We start from the raw sequence: 17,330 nt of genomic DNA on the forward strand, positions 1-17,330 counted from the left end.
CGCGACAATTCCCCGACTGAGTCAATTTTTGCTTTGCACAGATTGCCTACCATGACAGCAGAACAATAAACAAGCCAAGCACTGGCTTTCCCTACACTGGAGGATGAACGTGCAGATCCTTACCACAGATATTGCAGTGATTGGCGCCGGTGGCGCTGGGCTGCGCACTGCTATTGCGGCCGCTGAGGCCGATCCCTCGCTTAATATTGCGCTGGTATCTAAGGTCTACCCGATGCGCTCCCACACTGTGGCCGCAGAGGGTGGCTCGGCTGCCGTCATCAAGGATGAAGACAGCCTAGACAACCACTTCAATGATACCGTCAGCGGTGGCGACTGGTTATGTGAGCAAGATGTCGTCGATTACTTTGTTAAACATTGTGCCCACGAAATGGTACAACTCGAGCAATGGGGCTGCCCTTGGAGCCGAAAAGACGATGGCAGTATCAATGTCCGCCGCTTTGGTGGCATGAAAGTGGAGCGCACCTGGTTTGCCGCGGACAAAACCGGTTTCCATATGCTCCACACCCTGTTTCAAACCTCGACCAAATACCCGCAAATCCAGCGTCTCGATGAATACTTTGTGATTGATTTGATTGTCGATGACGGCCAAGTACAAGGTTTGATTGCCCTCCATATGGCGGAAGGCGAGCTGGTCTGTATTAAAGCCAAATCAGTGGTGCTAGCCACTGGCGGCGCGGGACGCGTTTATAGCTGTAATACCAATGGTGGCATTGTCACCGGTGATGGCATGGCCATGGCTTATCGCCACGGCATCCCGCTGCGTGATATGGAATTTGTCCAATATCATCCCACTGGATTGCCTGGTACGGGAATTTTAATGACAGAAGGCTGCCGTGGCGAAGGTGGTATTATTGTCAACAAAGACGGCTATCGTTACCTGCAAGATTATGGTCTCGGGCCAGAAACACCGGTCGGGCAGCCAAAAAACAAATACATGGAGCTCGGCCCACGCGATAAAGTCTCGCAAGCCTTTTGGCATGAGCAACAAAAAGGCAATACCATCAAGCACACGCTCGGTGACGTTGTGCATCTTGATTTGCGTCACCTCGGCGAAGATTACATTCAAGAACGACTACCGTTTATTTGTGAGCTCGCCAAAGCCTATGTCAATGTTGACCCTGCCAAAGAGCCGATCCCAATTCGTCCTACCGTGCACTACACCATGGGTGGCATTGAAACGGATGCCCAAACCGAAACGCGCGTTAACGGCTTATTTGCGGTTGGTGAGTGCTCCTCCGTCGGTTTGCACGGCGCTAATCGACTCGGCTCAAACTCGCTCGCTGAATTAGCGGTATTTGGTCGTTTAGCGGGTGAAGGCGCCGCAAAACGGGCAGCGGCCTTCACAGGTTGGAATCAAGCGGCTATTGATGCCCAGATTCAGAACGTCAAAGCGCGCATTGATAAGCTCTTGAGCCATCAAGGCGAAGAAAACTGGGCGGATATTCGCAAAGAGCTGGGCGAGACAATGGAAGCCGGCTGCGGTATTTATCGTCGCCACGATCTAATGCAAGCGACCATTGATAAAATTGCTGAACTCAAAGCTCGCTATCAAGATGTTGCCATCCAAGACCAAGGCAGTGTGTTCAATACCGATCTGCTCTACGCCATTGAGGTCGGCTATGGCTTGGAAGTCGCAGAAGCCATGGCACATTCTGCCATCCAGCGTAAGGAGTCTCGTGGCGCTCACCAACGGCTAGATGAAGGCTGCACCGAGCGTGATGATGATAACTACCTCAAACACACCTTGGCGTTCTATCAACCCGAGAGCGGTCCTCGCATTGACTATGGCGATGTCAAAATCACCAAATCACAACCACAAGCGCGCCTATATGGCGATGCGGCGGAACACGCCAATGGTGGCAATGTGGATCAACAAGAGGAGCCCGCATCATGACGCAAACTACCTACCAGGTCTCAGTGCTCAGATACGATCCGGCAACGGATGATGCGCCTTACTCGCAATCTTTCGTTGTACCCGGCGATGAAACCATGTCGGTCTTGGATGCGCTGGGGTATATCAAAGACAACCTCGATAAGTCGCTCTCTTATCGCTGGTCGTGTCGCATGGCCATTTGTGGCTCATGCGGGATGATGGTCAATGGCGTGCCCAAGCTCGCTTGCAAAGCGTTTTTACGTGATTACGCCAAAGGGGTGGTGATTGAGCCTTTGGCTAATTTTGCCATCGAAAAAGATCTCGTTGTCGATATGACGCCCTTTATTGAGCGTCTTGAAGCGATCAAACCTTATATTTTGGGCAATGATCGCCGCCCTGAAGACGGGCCCAATACGCAAACGCCTGAACAAATGGCACGCTACAAACAGTTTGCCGCTTGTATCAATTGCGGCTTATGCTACGCCGCTTGTCCTCAGTTTGGTCTCAATCCCGACTTTCTTGGTCCTGCCGCGATCGCGCTGGCACACCGCTATAATCTTGACAGCCGTGACAAGGGGAAAGCCCAACGCATGCCATTGATTAATAGTGATAACGGCGCGTGGGGGTGCACTTTCGTCGGCTACTGCTCAAAAGTGTGTCCGAAGAGTGTTGATCCTGCAGGTGCAGTCAACCAAGGCAAGGTGGCTTCCACCCAAGATATGGTGATTGCCATGTTTAATCCTAATAAAGATGGGCAGGAGGTAAGAGGATGAGTAATCGCAAACCCTATACACGCCCCATGCCGCGTACTTGGTGGCTCGACCATCCGTTCTACCGCTTTTATATGGTGCGAGAAGCGACAGTACTGCCTTTGGTCTTCTTCACGCTTAGTCTCACCGCTGGGTTAATCTGCTTGGTTCAGGGACCGCAAGCATGGCAAAGCTGGCTGGATTACATGGCCCACCCGGTTGTGATTATCTTGAACCTGGTTGCCTTGGTCGCCAGCCTGTTTCATGCCACCACCTTTTTCAGCATGATGCCGCAAGTGATGCCGATTCGCATTAAAGGCAAACTGCTCGACGGTAAATGGGTGATTGGTGCGCAATGGGCCGCGGTGGCGGTGATATCACTGATTGCTCTGGTGCTCATTTAGGAGGTGTTATGATCGATCCCAAACCCAAACGTTCTGATGAGCCCATTTGGTGGAGTTTATTTGGCGCCGGGGGGACCTGGTTCGCGATGTTTACCCCGGTGACTGTCTTGATTCTAGGGGTGCTCATCCCTCTTGGCATTATTGACCCATCCGCATTGAGCTATGACCGCGTGATGATGTTTGCTGATCACTGGCTGGGTAAACTGCTGATCCTCGCCACGCTGGCGCTACCAATGTGGCACGCCATGCACCGCATTCATCACGGGCTGCATGATTTGAAGCTGCATGTGGGGTTAGCAGGCAAAGTGGTGTGCTATGCCATCGCTTTTGCCGTCAGCATTGCCGCCGTGCTGTTGGTGTTGATTGTTTAATCCCAGTAAAAACGAGGCATAAAAAAAGCCCTGGCTGAAGAAGCGCAGGGCTTTTTTGCAAAGGTTACTTAACCCGTCCAACGTACTCACCCGTACGGGTATCGACTTTAATCACTTCGCCGATTTGAATAAACAAAGGCACGCGAACCACAGCGCCTGTGCTCAGTGTCGCTGGCTTACCACCCGTGCCTTGCGTATCACCTTTCAAACCAGGATCAGTTTCCGTCACTTCGAGTTCAACAAAGTTAGGTGGGGTAACCACGATAGGGTCACCATTCCAAAGCGTAAGCGTACAAGTGTTGTTCTCGACTAGCCACTTGACGTTATCACCCACTGCGCTCTCATTAGACGCAATTTGCTCAAAGGTTTCATTGTTCATGAAGTGATAGAATTCACCGTCTGTGTACAGGTAATCCATCTCGACTTCAATCACGTCGGCCGCTTCAACGCTGTCACCCGATTTAAATGTTTTCTCTAGTACTTTACCGGAGATCAACTTACGGATTTTGACACGGTTAAACGCCTGACCTTTGCCTGGCTTTACGAATTCATTTTCGGTAATGACACACGGCTCGTTATCGAGCATAATTTTCAAACCGCCGCGGAATTCATTAGTGCTGAAAGACGCCATCTTGATCCTCTTAACATCTTCGAGTTTTCACAAATGTCGCACATCATAACCCGAATCCAACCTGCTGTTGAGCGAAACTGGATCAAAGAACTCGCAGAGGCGATCACAGATCCCAATGAACTGCTGCAAATGCTTGATATTTCACCACAGGGATGGGAATCCGGTTTTAAGGCGCGACGTTTGTTTTCACAGCGTGTCCCACGCAGTTTTGTCGCCAGAATGGAAAAGGGCAACCCTCATGACCCATTACTAAAGCAAGTACTGCCGATTGCGGAAGAATTTAATGAGGTTGACGGGTTCAGCGCTGACCCACTGGAAGAGCAAGACAATGCGATTCCTGGTTTGTTACACAAGTACCACAACCGTGTGTTGCTGATCGTTAAGGGAGGCTGTGCAATAAATTGCCGTTATTGCTTCCGCCGCCACTTCCCGTATCAAGATAACAAAGGCAGCAAACGCGTGTGGCAAGGGGCGCTGGATTATATCGCCGCTCATGCAGAGATAGACGAAGTGATTTTATCGGGTGGCGACCCGCTGATGGCCAAAGATGAGGAGCTCGATTGGCTCATCAGTGCTATCGAGCCAATAACACATGTTAAACGGCTGCGTATCCACTCTCGCTTGCCCGTCGTGATCCCCGCACGCATCACCTCAGCGCTGACCGAGCGCTTATCGCACTCGCGTTTACAAGTGGTGATGGTCACCCACATCAACCATGCCAATGAGGTCGATGACGAGCTAAGCGACAAACTCCACATGCTGCGACAAGCGGGTATCACACTGCTTAACCAAAGCGTGCTTCTCAAAGGCGTGAATGATAGTGCGGATGCGTTGGTGGCACTGAGCCAACGACTGTTTGAGGCTGGCGTTTTGCCTTACTACCTGCATGTATTGGATAAAGTCCAGGGCGCCGCTCACTTTTTAGTCTCAGACGATGAAGCGCGCACCTTAATGCAGGAGATTATCGAGCAGCTCTCCGGCTATTTGGTCCCTCGACTGACACGGGAAACCGGTGGCCGAGCAAGTAAAACGCCGCTGGATCTCCATTTAGAGTGAATAATCAGAAACTTATTCAATATAAGCTGTTGATTTATTATTAATTCCATGGCTTATTAAAAGAAAACTCACCACAAGGATGTGTTATGTCTCTGATTATTCGTCAATACCACGCCGACGACATTCCGGCGATACGTGATATCTATGCGCAACCCAAGGCTCAAGCAGGCACCCTGCAATTGCCGATGCCGAGCCTTGCCATGTGGGAAAAGCGACTTAATCAGGTACCTGATGGCGTATACCCGTTGGTTGCTGAGCTGGAGGGGAAAGTGGTCGGCAACCTCGGCTTGGTCATTGCCGCGAATCCTCGCCGTCGCCACGTTGCAGATATTGGCATGGGCGTTCACGATGCCTATCAAGGCCGCGGCATTGGTAGTGCGCTCATGGAAAAAGCGATCGATTTAGCCGAAAACTGGTTGAACGTATCACGGACAGAGCTGACCGTTTATACAGATAACGCTGCTGCGACCCGCCTCTATCAAAAATTTGGCTTTGAAATAGAAGGCACCGCCAAACAGTTTGCGTTCCGTAACGGCGAGTTTGTTGATGCCTATTATATGGCGCGTACCCGCTAATCAAGCCACTCAGGCATGCTGTCGGGTTTAGCGTAACTGAGCCGTCCCACACGGTCGGTGCAGTGGTAGCTGTCTAAGCCACTCAATGCGACGGTGCCTGCTTGCTCAATATCGACAAAACCATCATGGCTGATGCAGCTATCTGGAACATGCGCTTCAATGATCTCACCAACCAATAGGTGGGTGCCATTAATGGCCATGGTATGCTCCTCACGAAGAATGAGACCAAGACGTATTGCCGCTTCTTGAACATAAGGCGCATTGATTCGCTCACGCCATAAGGGCGTCAACCCCACTTGCTCAAATTCAGACACTCCGTGTGGGTAGCGTGCTGACGTTTGATGCGCCGCGACAACCATCTCTTTTTGAACATGGTTGAGTGTATAAACCCCGGTTTCGCGAATGTTTTCTAACGTATCACGCGGTACGGTATCAGGGCGGATAATCACACCCATTAACGCTGGGTTGGCCCCTAGATGAAACGCAGAACTCACAATGCACAAGTTTGTCTGTCGATTTGAGTCACTGGTGCCCAACAGGTTCGCCGATTTAAAGCCGGACAGGCTATTCACGAACGCCGCGCGATAACGCTTTTCCATCGCCAGTATATCGTCTCTCTCATACACACTCAGAGCCATATCCATCCTTACTTAAGTTGGCATTGTTGACAGCGAGCTTGCCCCGTTAACAGCGCGGATAGGCGATAACGGTGTTGGGCAAAGAACAGATACAGTTTATCAGCAAACCAAGCAACACCAGGCCAGCGTAGCCACTTCACCCAATATCCTTTATTCACAGCCCGCCAAGCGACATAAGTTGCATCTAAACCATACACCATCTGCCCGCTGCTATCTTGCGCATGCAAAATGCGATTTGCAGAGCTGGGATCGACATGAGGAAACCGATCACAAAAATCGCCTTGATGAATATCAACCAGCTGCAACGCACCCTCGGTATCCCAGCTAGATAACTTACGCATTTCTTTCACGCATAAAGGACACATGCTGTCATAAAATACAGTCACCATATTCACACCTCCTAGCAAAAGACTTACGCACAGAAGGGAAAAGAAGATCAGAGAAACGCACGGTAGAAAAGCTAGCAGGAAGGGAAAGCATAAAGCTCAGTACAAAAATGACAAACACAAAAAAGCCCCGACCGTGAGGTCAGGGCTTGGTGTTTTCTTATCAAAGTCTTACATCTATTTGCTTTGATGCTTAAATTGCGAGCTATGCGCAGGGAGTTTTGAAGCGAGACGCGCAGTGTATGCCAATACATGAGCATCGCAGCTATCAAAAATCACAAGCAATAGGCGCAATTTATAATCAAAGCCTGGCGATGTCCTACTCTCACATGGGGAGACCCCACACTACCATCGGCGCTGCTTCGTTTCACTACTGAGTTCGGCATGGAGTCAGGTGGGTCCAAAGCGCTATGGTCGCCAAGCAAAATTGGGTGTGTCTTCACTTTTCAGTCAAAACACAAATCTAGAAAGCTGTTTCGTTCTCGCCACAATCAACTGGCTTATTTTAAGTCCAACCCAAAACCCCTTGGGTGTTGTATGGTTAAGCCTCACGGGCCATTAGTACAGGTTAGCTCAACGCCTCACAGCGCTTACACACCCTGCCTATCAACGTTCTCGTCTAGAACAACCCTTTAGAGAGCTCGAGGCTCTAGGGATGACTCATCTCGGGGCCAGCTTCGCGCTTAGATGCTTTCAGCGCTTATCTGTGCCGAACTTAGCTACCGGGCAATGCGTCTGGCGACACAACCCGAACACCAGCGGTTCGTCCACTCCGGTCCTCTCGTACTAGGAGCAGCTCCCCTCAATCATCCAACGCCCACGGCAGATAGGGACCGAACTGTCTCACGACGTTCTAAACCCAGCTCGCGTACCACTTTAAATGGCGAACAGCCATACCCTTGGGACCGACTTCAGCCCCAGGATGTGATGAGCCGACATCGAGGTGCCAAACACCGCCGTCGATATGAACTCTTGGGCGGTATCAGCCTGTTATCCCCGGAGTACCTTTTATCCGTTGAGCGATGGCCCTTCCATTCAGAACCACCGGATCACTATGACCTACTTTCGTACCTGCTCGAGCCGTCACTCTCGCAGTTAAGCGGGCTTATGCCATTGCACTAACCTCACGATGTCCGACCGTGATTAGCCCACCTTCGTGCTCCTCCGTTACTCTTTGGGAGGAGACCGCCCCAGTCAAACTACCCACCAGGCACTGTCCTCACCCCAGATAATGGGGCTAAGTTAGAACATCAAACATACAAGGGTGGTATTTCAAGGATGGCTCCACAGCAACTGGCGTCGCCGCTTCAAAGCCTCCCACCTATCCTACACATGTAGGCTCAATGTTCAGTGCCAAGCTGTAGTAAAGGTTCACGGGGTCTTTCCGTCTAGCCGCGGGTACACAGCATCTTCACTGCGATTTCAATTTCACTGAGTCTCGGGTGGAGACAGCGTGGCCATCATTACGCCATTCGTGCAGGTCGGAACTTACCCGACAAGGAATTTCGCTACCTTAGGACCGTTATAGTTACGGCCGCCGTTTACCGGGGCTTCAATCAATGGCTTCTCTTGCGATAACCACATCAATTAACCTTCCGGCACCGGGCAGGCGTCACACCGTATACGTCATCTTTCGATTTTGCACAGTGCTGTGTTTTTAATAAACAGTTGCAGCCACCTGGTATCTGCGACTGCCCATAGCTCCATCCGCAAGGGACTTCACCGCGGGCAGCGTACCTTCTCCCGAAGTTACGGTACCATTTTGCCTAGTTCCTTCACCCGAGTTCTCTCAAGCGCCTTGGTATTCTCTACCCGACCACCTGTGTCGGTTTGGAGTACGGTTCCTACTTACCTGAAGCTTAGAGGCTTTTCCCGGAAGCATGGCATCAATGACTTCACCACCTTGGTGGCTCGACATCGTGTCTCGGCCTTGATTTCCCGGATTTGCCTAAGAAATCAGCCTACGCACTTGAACCTGGACAACCATCGCCAGGCCCACCTAGCCTTCTCCGTCCCCCCATCGCAGTAAGCAGCAGTACGGGAATATTAACCCGTTTCCCATCGACTACGCCTTTCGGCCTCGCCTTAGGGGCCGACTTACCCTGCCCCGATTAACGTTGGACAGGAACCCTTGGTCTTCCGGCGAGGAGGTTTTTCACCCCCTTTATCGTTACTCATGTCAGCATTCGCACTTGTGATACCTCCAGCATGCCTCTCAGCACACCTTCAACAGCTTACACAACGCTCCCCTACCCAATATCCATAAGGACATTGCCGCAGCTTCGGTGTATCGCTTAGCCCCGTTACATCTTCCGCGCAGGCCGACTCGACCAGTGAGCTATTACGCTTTCTTTAAATGATGGCTGCTTCTAAGCCAACATCCTGGCTGTCTGAGCCTTCCCACATCGTTTCCCACTTAGCGATAACTTGGGGACCTTAGCTGGCGGTCTGGGTTGTTTCCCTCTCCACGACGGACGTTAGCACCCGCCGTGTGTCTCCCGGATAGCACTTACTGGTATTCGGAGTTTGCAAAGGGTTGGTAAGTCGGGATGACCCCCTAGCCTTAACAGTGCTCTACCCCCAGTAGTGTTCGTCCGAGGCGCTACCTAAATAGCTTTCGGGGAGAACCAGCTATCTCCGAGTTTGATTGGCCTTTCACCCCTAGCCACAGGTCATCTCCTAACTTTTCAACGTTAGTGAGTTCGGTCCTCCAGTTGATGTTACTCAACCTTCAACCTGCCCATGGCTAGATCACTCGGTTTCGGGTCTAATGCAAGCAACTGTCGCCCAGTTAAGACTCGGTTTCCCTACGGCTCCCCTATGCGGTTAACCTGGCTACTTACATTAAGTCGCTGACCCATTATACAAAAGGTACGCGGTCACCCCATCACTAAGTCACCTCTGCTGGATTGGGCGGTTGACCCACGCTGCGCGTGGTTAACCCAATCAACAAAGTGATAGCGTCTCACTAAGATGAAGTGTCTTAGTGATGGGGCTCCCACTGCTTGTACGTAGACGGTTTCAGGTTCTATTTCACTCCCCTCACAGGGGTTCTTTTCGCCTTTCCCTCACGGTACTGGTTCACTATCGGTCAGTCAGGAGTATTTAGCCTTGGAGGATGGTCCCCCCATGTTCAGACAAGATATCACGTGTCCCGTCTTACTCGTTTTCACGCCTAAGGCGCCGTCGGTTACGGGGCTATCACCCTTTATTGCCAGGTTTTCCAACCTGTTCACCTAACGCCTAAGCCGCTTAAGGGCTGCTCCGGGGTCGCTCGCCGCTACTGCCGGAATCTCAATTGATTTCTTTTCCTTCGGGTACTTAGATGTTTCAGTTCCCCGAGTTCGCCTCTTAGCGCTATGTATTCACGCTAAGATACCTGCTTATGCAGGTGGGTTTCCCCATTCGGACATCGATGGCTCAAATGCTTCTTACCAGCTCACCATCGCTTTTCGCAGGTTAGTACGTCCTTCATCGCCTCTGACTGCCAAGGCATCCACCGTCTACGCTTAATCACTTAACCATACAACCCCAAAAGGTCTTGCATGAAAACAATTAAGGTTTTGTTTTTGCCGGACTCAAAATAGAGACTTTGCTTATCAAATAAGACAAAGCCCAAGCACACTTGATTGTGTGAGTGACATTACTGTCACTGATTGAGAACTTTACTGTCATTCTTAAAGAATGACTTGTCAGCTTTCCAGATTGTTAAAGAGCATGTGAATCTATCAATACGATAAACCACTTTTTAAAGACACTTATTATCATAAATGCGCTTAAAAAGTGGTGGAGCTAAGCAGGTTCGAACTGCTGACCTCCTGCGTGCAAGGCAGGCGCTCTCCCAGCTGAGCTATAGCCCCATCATAATTCCTTAGACAGACTTCTTCGAAGAAGCCACTTCGCTTAACCCAGTCAGATTTGAAGTGAGAGGCGCAGTGTGCGCTAGCACATGAGCATCGCAGCTATCAAAGATGACGCAGGGTAAGTAGAAGTGGTGGGTCTGAGTGGACTTGAACCACCGACCTCACCCTTATCAGGGGTGCGCTCTAACCAGCTGAGCTACAGACCCATCTAAGGTACGAGCCTTTCACTAAGGCATTCGTATCTCTTTGACTTTCAACCTATACAATCTGTGTGAGCACTCGCAACAATAGCGTCAGTAAGGAGGTGATCCAGCCCCAGGTTCCCCTAGGGCTACCTTGTTACGACTTCACCCCAGTCATGAACCACACCGTGGTAAACGCCCTCCCGAAGGTTAAGCTATCTACTTCTGGTGCAGCCCACTCCCATGGTGTGACGGGCGGTGTGTACAAGGCCCGGGAACGTATTCACCGTGGCATTCTGATCCACGATTACTAGCGATTCCGACTTCATGGAGTCGAGTTGCAGACTCCAATCCGGACTACGACAGACTTTAAGGGATTCGCTCCACTTCGCAGCTTCGCTGCCCTCTGTATCTGCCATTGTAGCACGTGTGTAGCCCTACTCGTAAGGGCCATGATGACTTGACGTCGTCCCCACCTTCCTCCGGTTTATCACCGGCAGTCTCCCTGGAGTTCCCACCATTATGTGCTGGCAAACAAGGATAAGGGTTGCGCTCGTTGCGGGACTTAACCCAACATTTCACAACACGAGCTGACGACAGCCATGCAGCACCTGTCTCAGCGCTCCCGAAGGCACGCCTCTATCTCTAAAGGATTCGCTGGATGTCAAGAGTAGGTAAGGTTCTTCGCGTTGCATCGAATTAAACCACATGCTCCACCGCTTGTGCGGGCCCCCGTCAATTCATTTGAGTTTTAACCTTGCGGCCGTACTCCCCAGGCGGTCTACTTAATGCGTTAGCGCCGAAAGCCAAAGTCTAAACCTCAACCTCCAAGTAGACAGCGTTTACGGCGTGGACTACCAGGGTATCTAATCCTGTTTGCTACCCACGCTTTCGCATCTGAGCGTCAGTCTTTGTCCAGGGGGCCGCCTTCGCCACTGGTATTCCTTCAGATCTCTACGCATTTCACCGCTACACCTGAAATTCTACCCCCCTCTACAAGACTCTAGCCTGCCAGTTTCAAATGCGGTTCCGAGGTTGAGCCCCGGGCTTTCACATCTGACTTAACAAACCGCCTGCATGCGCTTTACGCCCAGTAATTCCGATTAACGCTCGCACCCTCCGTATTACCGCGGCTGCTGGCACGGAGTTAGCCGGTGCTTCTTCTGCAGCTAACGTCAAGCCATGCACTTATTAAGTACACCACCTTCCTCACTGCTGAAAGTGCTTTACAACCCGAAGGCCTTCTTCACACACGCGGCATGGCTGCATCAGGGTCTCCCCCATTGTGCAATATTCCCCACTGCTGCCTCCCGTAGGAGTCTGGGCCGTGTCTCAGTCCCAGTGTGGCTGATCATCCTCTCAAACCAGCTAAGGATCGTTGCCTTGGTAAGCCATTACCTTACCAACTAGCTAATCCTAACTGGGCCCATCCCAACGCGATAGCTTACATGTAGAGGCCACCTTTGGTCCCAGCTCGTAATGAACTAAGACATTATGCGGTATTAGCCGTCGTTTCCAACGGTTATCCCCCGCGTCAGGGCAGGTTCCCAGCCGTTACTCACCCGTCCGCCGCTCGACGTCCAGCAAATCCACCGAAGCTTCAATGCTGCCGTTTCCGCTCGACTTGCATGTGTTAGGCCTGCCGCCAGCGTTCAATCTGAGCCATGATCAAACTCTTCAATTTAAGTTTGGTGTTTCCGTAGAAACTGCTCAATGAATACTGATTACTGTTTATCTCCGAAGAGACAAACGAATTGACTGTGCCGAACAACTATAAAAGTTGTCGTTTGGTCACTCAGTTCATCGAATAAATCTTTTTGTCTATTCTTAACGAGTGCCCACACAGATTGCATAGGTCAAATTGTTAAAGAGCGCCGCTCAATTTTGAGCGGGAGTGGCATTTTACGCCACTTTGGCATCGAGTCAAGCGTTTTGTTTGCTTGGCTGTTTTGCCGTTGTTAGCGCGGTTTGCCGTGCCAACGAGAAGCGCATTATAGAGAGGTAATTTTGTGACGCAAGGGGTTTTTAAGAAAAACTTTCCAGGCGAACAAAAACCCAACAATATGCATTATTACTGAGCATTTCCACGCTAAAACACGGCAAAAAGCCACCTAAAATTGGTGGCTTTCGTCCGATAAGTACTTATAAGTCCTGTCTTGCGATGATTTGGTCGTTTTCAACATCAAGGAAAACAGACCGCCCTGGTATCAGCTCGCCACTTAGAATTTGCTGAGCAAGCGGGTTTTCAATTGTCTGCTGGATAGCACGTTTGAGTGGACGCGCACCATAGACGGGGTCAAAGCCACCTTTAGCGACTTTTGCTAAGGCTGCGTCTGAGACCTCAAGCTTAAAGTCTCTTTCGGCCATACGGTGAGCCAGATCTTGCATCTGTAGACCCGCAATCTCTTTGATATGGTCTTCGGCTAATGGATGGAAAACCACCGCTTCATCGATTCGGTTGATGAACTCTGGACGGAAATGATTCGCAGCTACTTCCATCACGGTGCGTTTTATACCCGCATAGTCCAGTTCACCGAAATGCGCCTGAATCTGCTCTGAGCCAAGGTTTGACGTCATGATCACCACCGCATTGCGAAAGTCGACGGTACGGCCTTGACCATCCGTCAGGCGACCATCATCCAGCACCTGTAGCAAGATATTAAACACATCCGAATGGGCTTTCTCTATCTCGTCGAGCAGAATGACAGAGTAAGGGCGGCGACGTACCGCTTCGGTCAGGTAGCCACCTTCTTCATAACCCACATAGCCTGGAGGCGCCCCCACAAGGCGAGCCACGGAGTGCTTCTCCATAAATTCGGACATATCAATCCGAACCATGGCATCTCGGCTATCGAACATAAACTCGGCAAGTGACTTACATAGCTCGGTTTTACCTACCCCCGTTGGCCCTAGGAAGAGGAATGAGCCGATCGGGCGATTCGGATCCGCTAAGCCCGCTCGGCTGCGGCGAATGGCGTTGCCGACAGCACTGACCGCTTCATCTTGTCCAACCACACGCTCGTGAAGCGCTGACTCCATTTTAAGTAGCTTTTCTTTCTCGCTTTCCAGCATGCGCGAGACTGGAATACCTGTCTGGCGTGCAATGACATCTGCGATCTCCGCATCCGTGACACGGTTTTTAAGCAATGTCATTTCCTGCATCTCTGCCTGACTGGCAAGATCCAGCTGCTTCTCAAGCTCCGGAATTTTTCCGTATTGCAGCTCTGACATCCGGCTCAAATCACCCGCTCGACGAGCGATTTCCATGTCAGTACGTGCTTGCTCTAACGCTGCTTTAATATGTTGAGCACCAGACACGGCAGCTTTCTCAGTGTTCCAGACCTCTTCCAATTCTGCGTACTCACGCTCTTTTGCTTCTAACTCGTCGCGAAGCGTTTCTAAGCGCTTTTGGCTCGCACTGTCTTCTTCTTTTTCCAGTGCTTGCTGCTCTATCTTCAGTTGCACAATACGACGCTCAAGCCTGTCGAGTGAGTCTGGCTTTGAGTCTATTTGCATCCGAATACTGGAAGCGGCCTCATCAATCAGATCGATGGCTTTATCTGGCAGTTGCCGATCGGCAATATAGCGGTGTGACAAGCTCGCAGCAGCAACGATAGCCGGATCGGTAATCTCTACCGCATGATGCAATTCATAACGCTCTTTGAGGCCTCGCAAAATGGCCACCGTGTCTTCGACATTCGGCTCACTCACCAATACTTTTTGGAAACGACGCTCTAATGCCGCATCTTTCTCCACATACTGCCGATACTCATCCAGCGTGGTGGCCCCAACACAATGGAGTTCACCACGTGCCAAGGCAGGCTTAAGCATGTTGCCCGCGTCCATGGCCCCTTCAGCTTTGCCTGCACCCACCATGGTATGCAGTTCATCGATAAAGAGGATGACATTGCCTTCCTCTTTGGCAAGCTCGTTGAGTACCGCTTTTAGACGCTCTTCAAACTCACCTCGATACTTCGCCCCTGCAACTAATGAACCCATATCAAGAGAAAGAACGCGTTTACTGCGAAGCCCCTCTGGCACCTCACCATTCACAATGCGTTGGGCAAGCCCTTCAACGATCGCGGTTTTACCTACACCGGGCTCACCAATCAGCACTGGGTTATTCTTGGTGCGGCGTTGTAACACTTGCACCGTACGACGGATTTCATCATCACGGCCAATAACAGGGTCGAGCTTGCCTTGCTCTGCACGCTCAGTAAGATCAATGGTGAATTTTTCGAGGGCTTGGCGGTTCTCTTCCGCATTCGGATCATCAACTTGCTGGCCGCCACGGACTTTCTCTATCGCTTCTTCTACCTTTTGCGACGTCAACCCGTGGCTACGCAACAGATCTCCCAACTGGCCTTTGTCTTCCACCGCCGCCAAAACAAAAAGCTCTGACGAGATATATTTATCTTTACGCTTTTGCGAGATTTTGTCGCACAGGTTAAATAGCGTGCCTAGGTGGTTTGAAAGCTGCACTTCGCCACCCGTGCCAGTGACTTGTGGTAGGCGGTCTAATAACTCAGAGAGACTGGAACGCAACTGGCTCACATCCACGTTCAGCATGGTCAATAACGGGCGGATGGCACTGCTGTCTTGGTTCAGGAGCGCGGTCATCAAGTGAACAGGCTCGATGTATTGGTGATCTCGCCCTAATGCCAGTGATTGCGCATCAGAAATCGCAATTTGGAATTTACTCGTAAATCGGTCAAGGCGCATAGTTCCTCCCACTTAACACCTCTAGTTGATGAATAAATGGGCACGATTGCGGCGCTTTTCAAGCACCTTTGTCGATTTTATTTCACCCGCCAGATGCAGGTTGCCATCCGGCCTGTTTGCCCATCTCGTCGATACGAATAAAACTGATCCGCCTGCTGGTAGGTACAAAACTCCCCACCATAAACAGCAGTAACGCCAGCCTGTTGGAGTCGTTGCGTCGCGAGCATATAAAGATCAGCGAAGTACTTGTGGTTGTCGGTAGGCATAAAGGCGACCTTGGCTTCCGGTGACAAAGTGGTAAATGCCTGATACACATCTTCCCCTACCTCGAAAGCTTGGGGGCCAATCGCAGGCCCCAGCCAAACGAGGCATCGGCTTGGCGCCTCAAACATCGATAATGTCGATTCCAGCACACCATGTAATAATCCGCGCCAACCTGCGTGGGCCGCCGCGACTTGCTGACCATCGTCACTGCAAAAAAGTACTGGCAAGCAATCAGCCGTCATGATGGTACAGACTTGGCCTGTTGTTTCGGCGAAGGCCGCATCTGCCTTGGGGTGAGGGTCCTGGCTTGGCAGGCGCGTGACCTGGGTGCCATGTACTTGGTCCAGCCAGGTAATATCGCCCTCGACCTGCTTTGCGAGTAGCAGTCGGTTTTTGGCAACATCATCAGGTGCGTCGCCAACATGCATCCCCAAGTTCCAACTCGAAAAGCGCCCATGGCTCACGCCACCAACACGCGTGGTCGTCAGCGCACGCACATTGCTTGGGGCAGGCCAGTCGGGCTCGAGGTAGCGCATCAGTATTCCTCTTCTCCATATTGGCTTTGATCATCCCTTAGCAGCTCAGTCAGTGCGACCATGTCATCTGGAATCGGAGCATGCCATTCCATTTGCTCGCCAGTGACCGGATGATCTAAACGTAGCATGGCCGCATGTAGCGCCTGGCGCCGGAATTGGCGTAAGCCTTGGATGAGCGCATCATCGGCATGACGAGGCGGTTTAGCCTTGCCACCATATAGCGGATCGCCCACTAAGGGATGATTCAAGTAAGCCATATGGACACGGATCTGGTGAGTCCGGCCCGTTTCCAAGCGCAAACGTAACCGCGTGTGGCCACGAAAATGCTCGGCCACGCGATAATGGGTGATCGCGGGCTTACCTAATTCATGCACCGCCATATGGGTGCGTTTCGTTGCGTGGCGGCCAATCGGCTTATCCACCAAACCACCACCGGTCATATTGCCAATCGCAATCGCTTCGTACTCACGGGTAATTTTCCGCTTCTGTAGCGCCCGAACTAGACGTGTTTGTGCTGGGATCGTTTTGGCGACCACCATTAATCCCGTGGTGTCTTTGTCCAAACGATGGACGATCCCTGCTCGAGGTACGTCTCCTATTTCCGGATAACGATACAAAAGACCGTTCAGTAAAGTACCATCAGGGCAACCTGCGCCTGGGTGAACAACCAACCCCGCAGGTTTATTAATCACCAACAAGTCGTCATCTTCATAGACAATATCGAGCGGAATATCTTGCGGGATCCAACGGTCATCATCCTCGATTTCCGCAGTGATCTCGACGCTTTCTCCTCCCATCACTTTTTGACGCGGTTTATCAATGGCCACGCCATTGAGTGACACCTGACCAGCTTGGATCCAGGTTTTGATCCGAGAGCGCGAGTAATCAGGAAACAGCTCAGCGATAGCTTGGTCGAGCCGCTGACCTAGTTGATGATCTTGGATCTGATGGGATAACTCTATCTGTTGTGCCATATCGAACTTTTCTGTGATTTCTATGACTAAACCCTTGCGACAGTCGTTATAGTGGCGCTTGGCATATCGCCTGCAAACGCCTTTT

The 17,330-nt window shown here is 51.2% G+C and carries 12 protein-coding genes, 2 tRNA genes and 3 rRNA genes; 6 read left to right on the forward strand and 11 right to left on the reverse strand.

Going from position 1 to position 17,330, the window contains the following annotated elements; genetic code table 11:
- Positions 1 to 109 precede the first annotated feature (109 nt).
- From frdA to frdD, 4 genes are read left to right on the forward strand one after another with little or no spacing between them, the layout of a single operon-like run.
- Complete coding sequence (gene frdA, locus FCN78_RS11875; RefSeq protein WP_069361746.1) at positions 110 to 1,915, forward strand: fumarate reductase (quinol) flavoprotein subunit; 1,806 nt, start codon at positions 110 to 112, stop codon at positions 1,913 to 1,915.
- Complete coding sequence (locus tag FCN78_RS11880) at positions 1,912 to 2,667, forward strand: succinate dehydrogenase/fumarate reductase iron-sulfur subunit (protein WP_069361570.1); 756 nt, start codon at positions 1,912 to 1,914, stop codon at positions 2,665 to 2,667. Before frdA ends, FCN78_RS11880 begins: the two co-directional genes overlap by 4 nt.
- On the forward strand, positions 2,664 to 3,047 hold the full coding sequence (gene frdC / locus FCN78_RS11885) for a fumarate reductase subunit FrdC (RefSeq protein WP_077457626.1): 384 nt from the start codon (positions 2,664 to 2,666) through the stop codon (positions 3,045 to 3,047). Before FCN78_RS11880 ends, frdC begins: the two co-directional genes overlap by 4 nt.
- Positions 3,048 to 3,055: 8 nt before the next feature.
- A complete protein-coding gene (gene frdD, locus FCN78_RS11890; RefSeq protein WP_077486440.1) occupies positions 3,056 to 3,418 on the forward strand; it encodes a fumarate reductase subunit FrdD in 363 nt (120 codons plus the stop codon).
- 64 nt (positions 3,419 to 3,482) lie between these two features.
- On the opposite strand, the gene efp is transcribed toward frdD, so the two are convergent.
- Positions 3,483 to 4,049 carry an elongation factor P gene (efp, locus tag FCN78_RS11895; protein WP_069361567.1) on the reverse strand — a complete coding sequence of 189 codons (567 nt, stop codon included), beginning with the start codon at positions 4,047 to 4,049 and terminating at the stop codon, positions 3,483 to 3,485.
- A gap of 33 nt (positions 4,050 to 4,082) precedes the next feature.
- On the opposite strand from efp, the gene epmB reads away from it, so the two are divergent.
- Both epmB and FCN78_RS11905 read left to right on the forward strand, forming a co-directional pair.
- On the forward strand, positions 4,083 to 5,105 hold the full coding sequence (epmB, locus tag FCN78_RS11900; RefSeq protein ID WP_077457628.1) for an EF-P beta-lysylation protein EpmB: 1,023 nt from the start codon (positions 4,083 to 4,085) through the stop codon (positions 5,103 to 5,105).
- Positions 5,106 to 5,191: 86 nt separating this feature from the next.
- A complete protein-coding gene (locus tag FCN78_RS11905; RefSeq protein ID WP_077659327.1) occupies positions 5,192 to 5,680 on the forward strand; it encodes a GNAT family N-acetyltransferase in 489 nt (162 codons plus the stop codon).
- Here FCN78_RS11905 and FCN78_RS11910 read toward each other — a convergent pair.
- The 10 genes from FCN78_RS11910 to rluD form a co-directional block, all read right to left on the reverse strand.
- The gene (locus FCN78_RS11910; RefSeq protein WP_077457632.1) at positions 5,677 to 6,318 is read right to left on the reverse strand and encodes a flavin reductase family protein; all 642 of its coding nucleotides are present in this window, start codon (positions 6,316 to 6,318) and stop codon (positions 5,677 to 5,679) included. The genes FCN78_RS11905 and FCN78_RS11910 overlap by 4 nt on opposite strands.
- A gap of 8 nt (positions 6,319 to 6,326) precedes the next feature.
- A complete protein-coding gene (locus FCN78_RS11915; RefSeq protein WP_077457634.1) occupies positions 6,327 to 6,707 on the reverse strand; it encodes a thiol-disulfide oxidoreductase DCC family protein in 381 nt (126 codons plus the stop codon).
- Between the two features lie 303 nt (positions 6,708 to 7,010).
- Positions 7,011 to 7,126 (reverse strand): 5S ribosomal RNA (gene rrf, locus FCN78_RS11920).
- A 115-nt stretch (positions 7,127 to 7,241) separates the two neighbouring features.
- Positions 7,242 to 10,227 (reverse strand): 23S ribosomal RNA (locus tag FCN78_RS11925).
- Between the two features lie 261 nt (positions 10,228 to 10,488).
- Positions 10,489 to 10,564: transfer RNA gene (locus FCN78_RS11930), tRNA-Ala, on the reverse strand.
- A 132-nt stretch (positions 10,565 to 10,696) separates the two neighbouring features.
- Positions 10,697 to 10,773 (reverse strand) — tRNA-Ile (locus FCN78_RS11935).
- A gap of 91 nt (positions 10,774 to 10,864) precedes the next feature.
- Positions 10,865 to 12,433: ribosomal RNA gene (locus FCN78_RS11940) — 16S ribosomal RNA — on the reverse strand.
- The 16S, 23S and 5S rRNA genes sit together here with 2 tRNA genes alongside, the layout of an rRNA operon.
- 458 nt (positions 12,434 to 12,891) lie before the next feature.
- Complete coding sequence (gene clpB / locus FCN78_RS11945; protein WP_077659802.1) at positions 12,892 to 15,471, reverse strand: ATP-dependent chaperone ClpB; 2,580 nt, start codon at positions 15,469 to 15,471, stop codon at positions 12,892 to 12,894.
- Positions 15,472 to 15,548: 77 nt separating this feature from the next.
- Entirely contained in the window at positions 15,549 to 16,271 is a 723-nt protein-coding gene (gene pgeF, locus FCN78_RS11950) for a peptidoglycan editing factor PgeF (protein WP_077659801.1), read from the reverse strand.
- The gene (gene rluD / locus FCN78_RS11955; protein WP_069362001.1) at positions 16,271 to 17,245 is read right to left on the reverse strand and encodes a 23S rRNA pseudouridine(1911/1915/1917) synthase RluD; all 975 of its coding nucleotides are present in this window, start codon (positions 17,243 to 17,245) and stop codon (positions 16,271 to 16,273) included. Before rluD ends, pgeF begins: the two co-directional genes overlap by 1 nt.
- Positions 17,246 to 17,330: the final 85 nt, after the last annotated feature.

It is taken from the genome of Salinivibrio kushneri, assembly GCF_005280275.1.
Taxonomy (GTDB): Bacteria; Pseudomonadota; Gammaproteobacteria; order Enterobacterales; family Vibrionaceae; genus Salinivibrio; species Salinivibrio kushneri.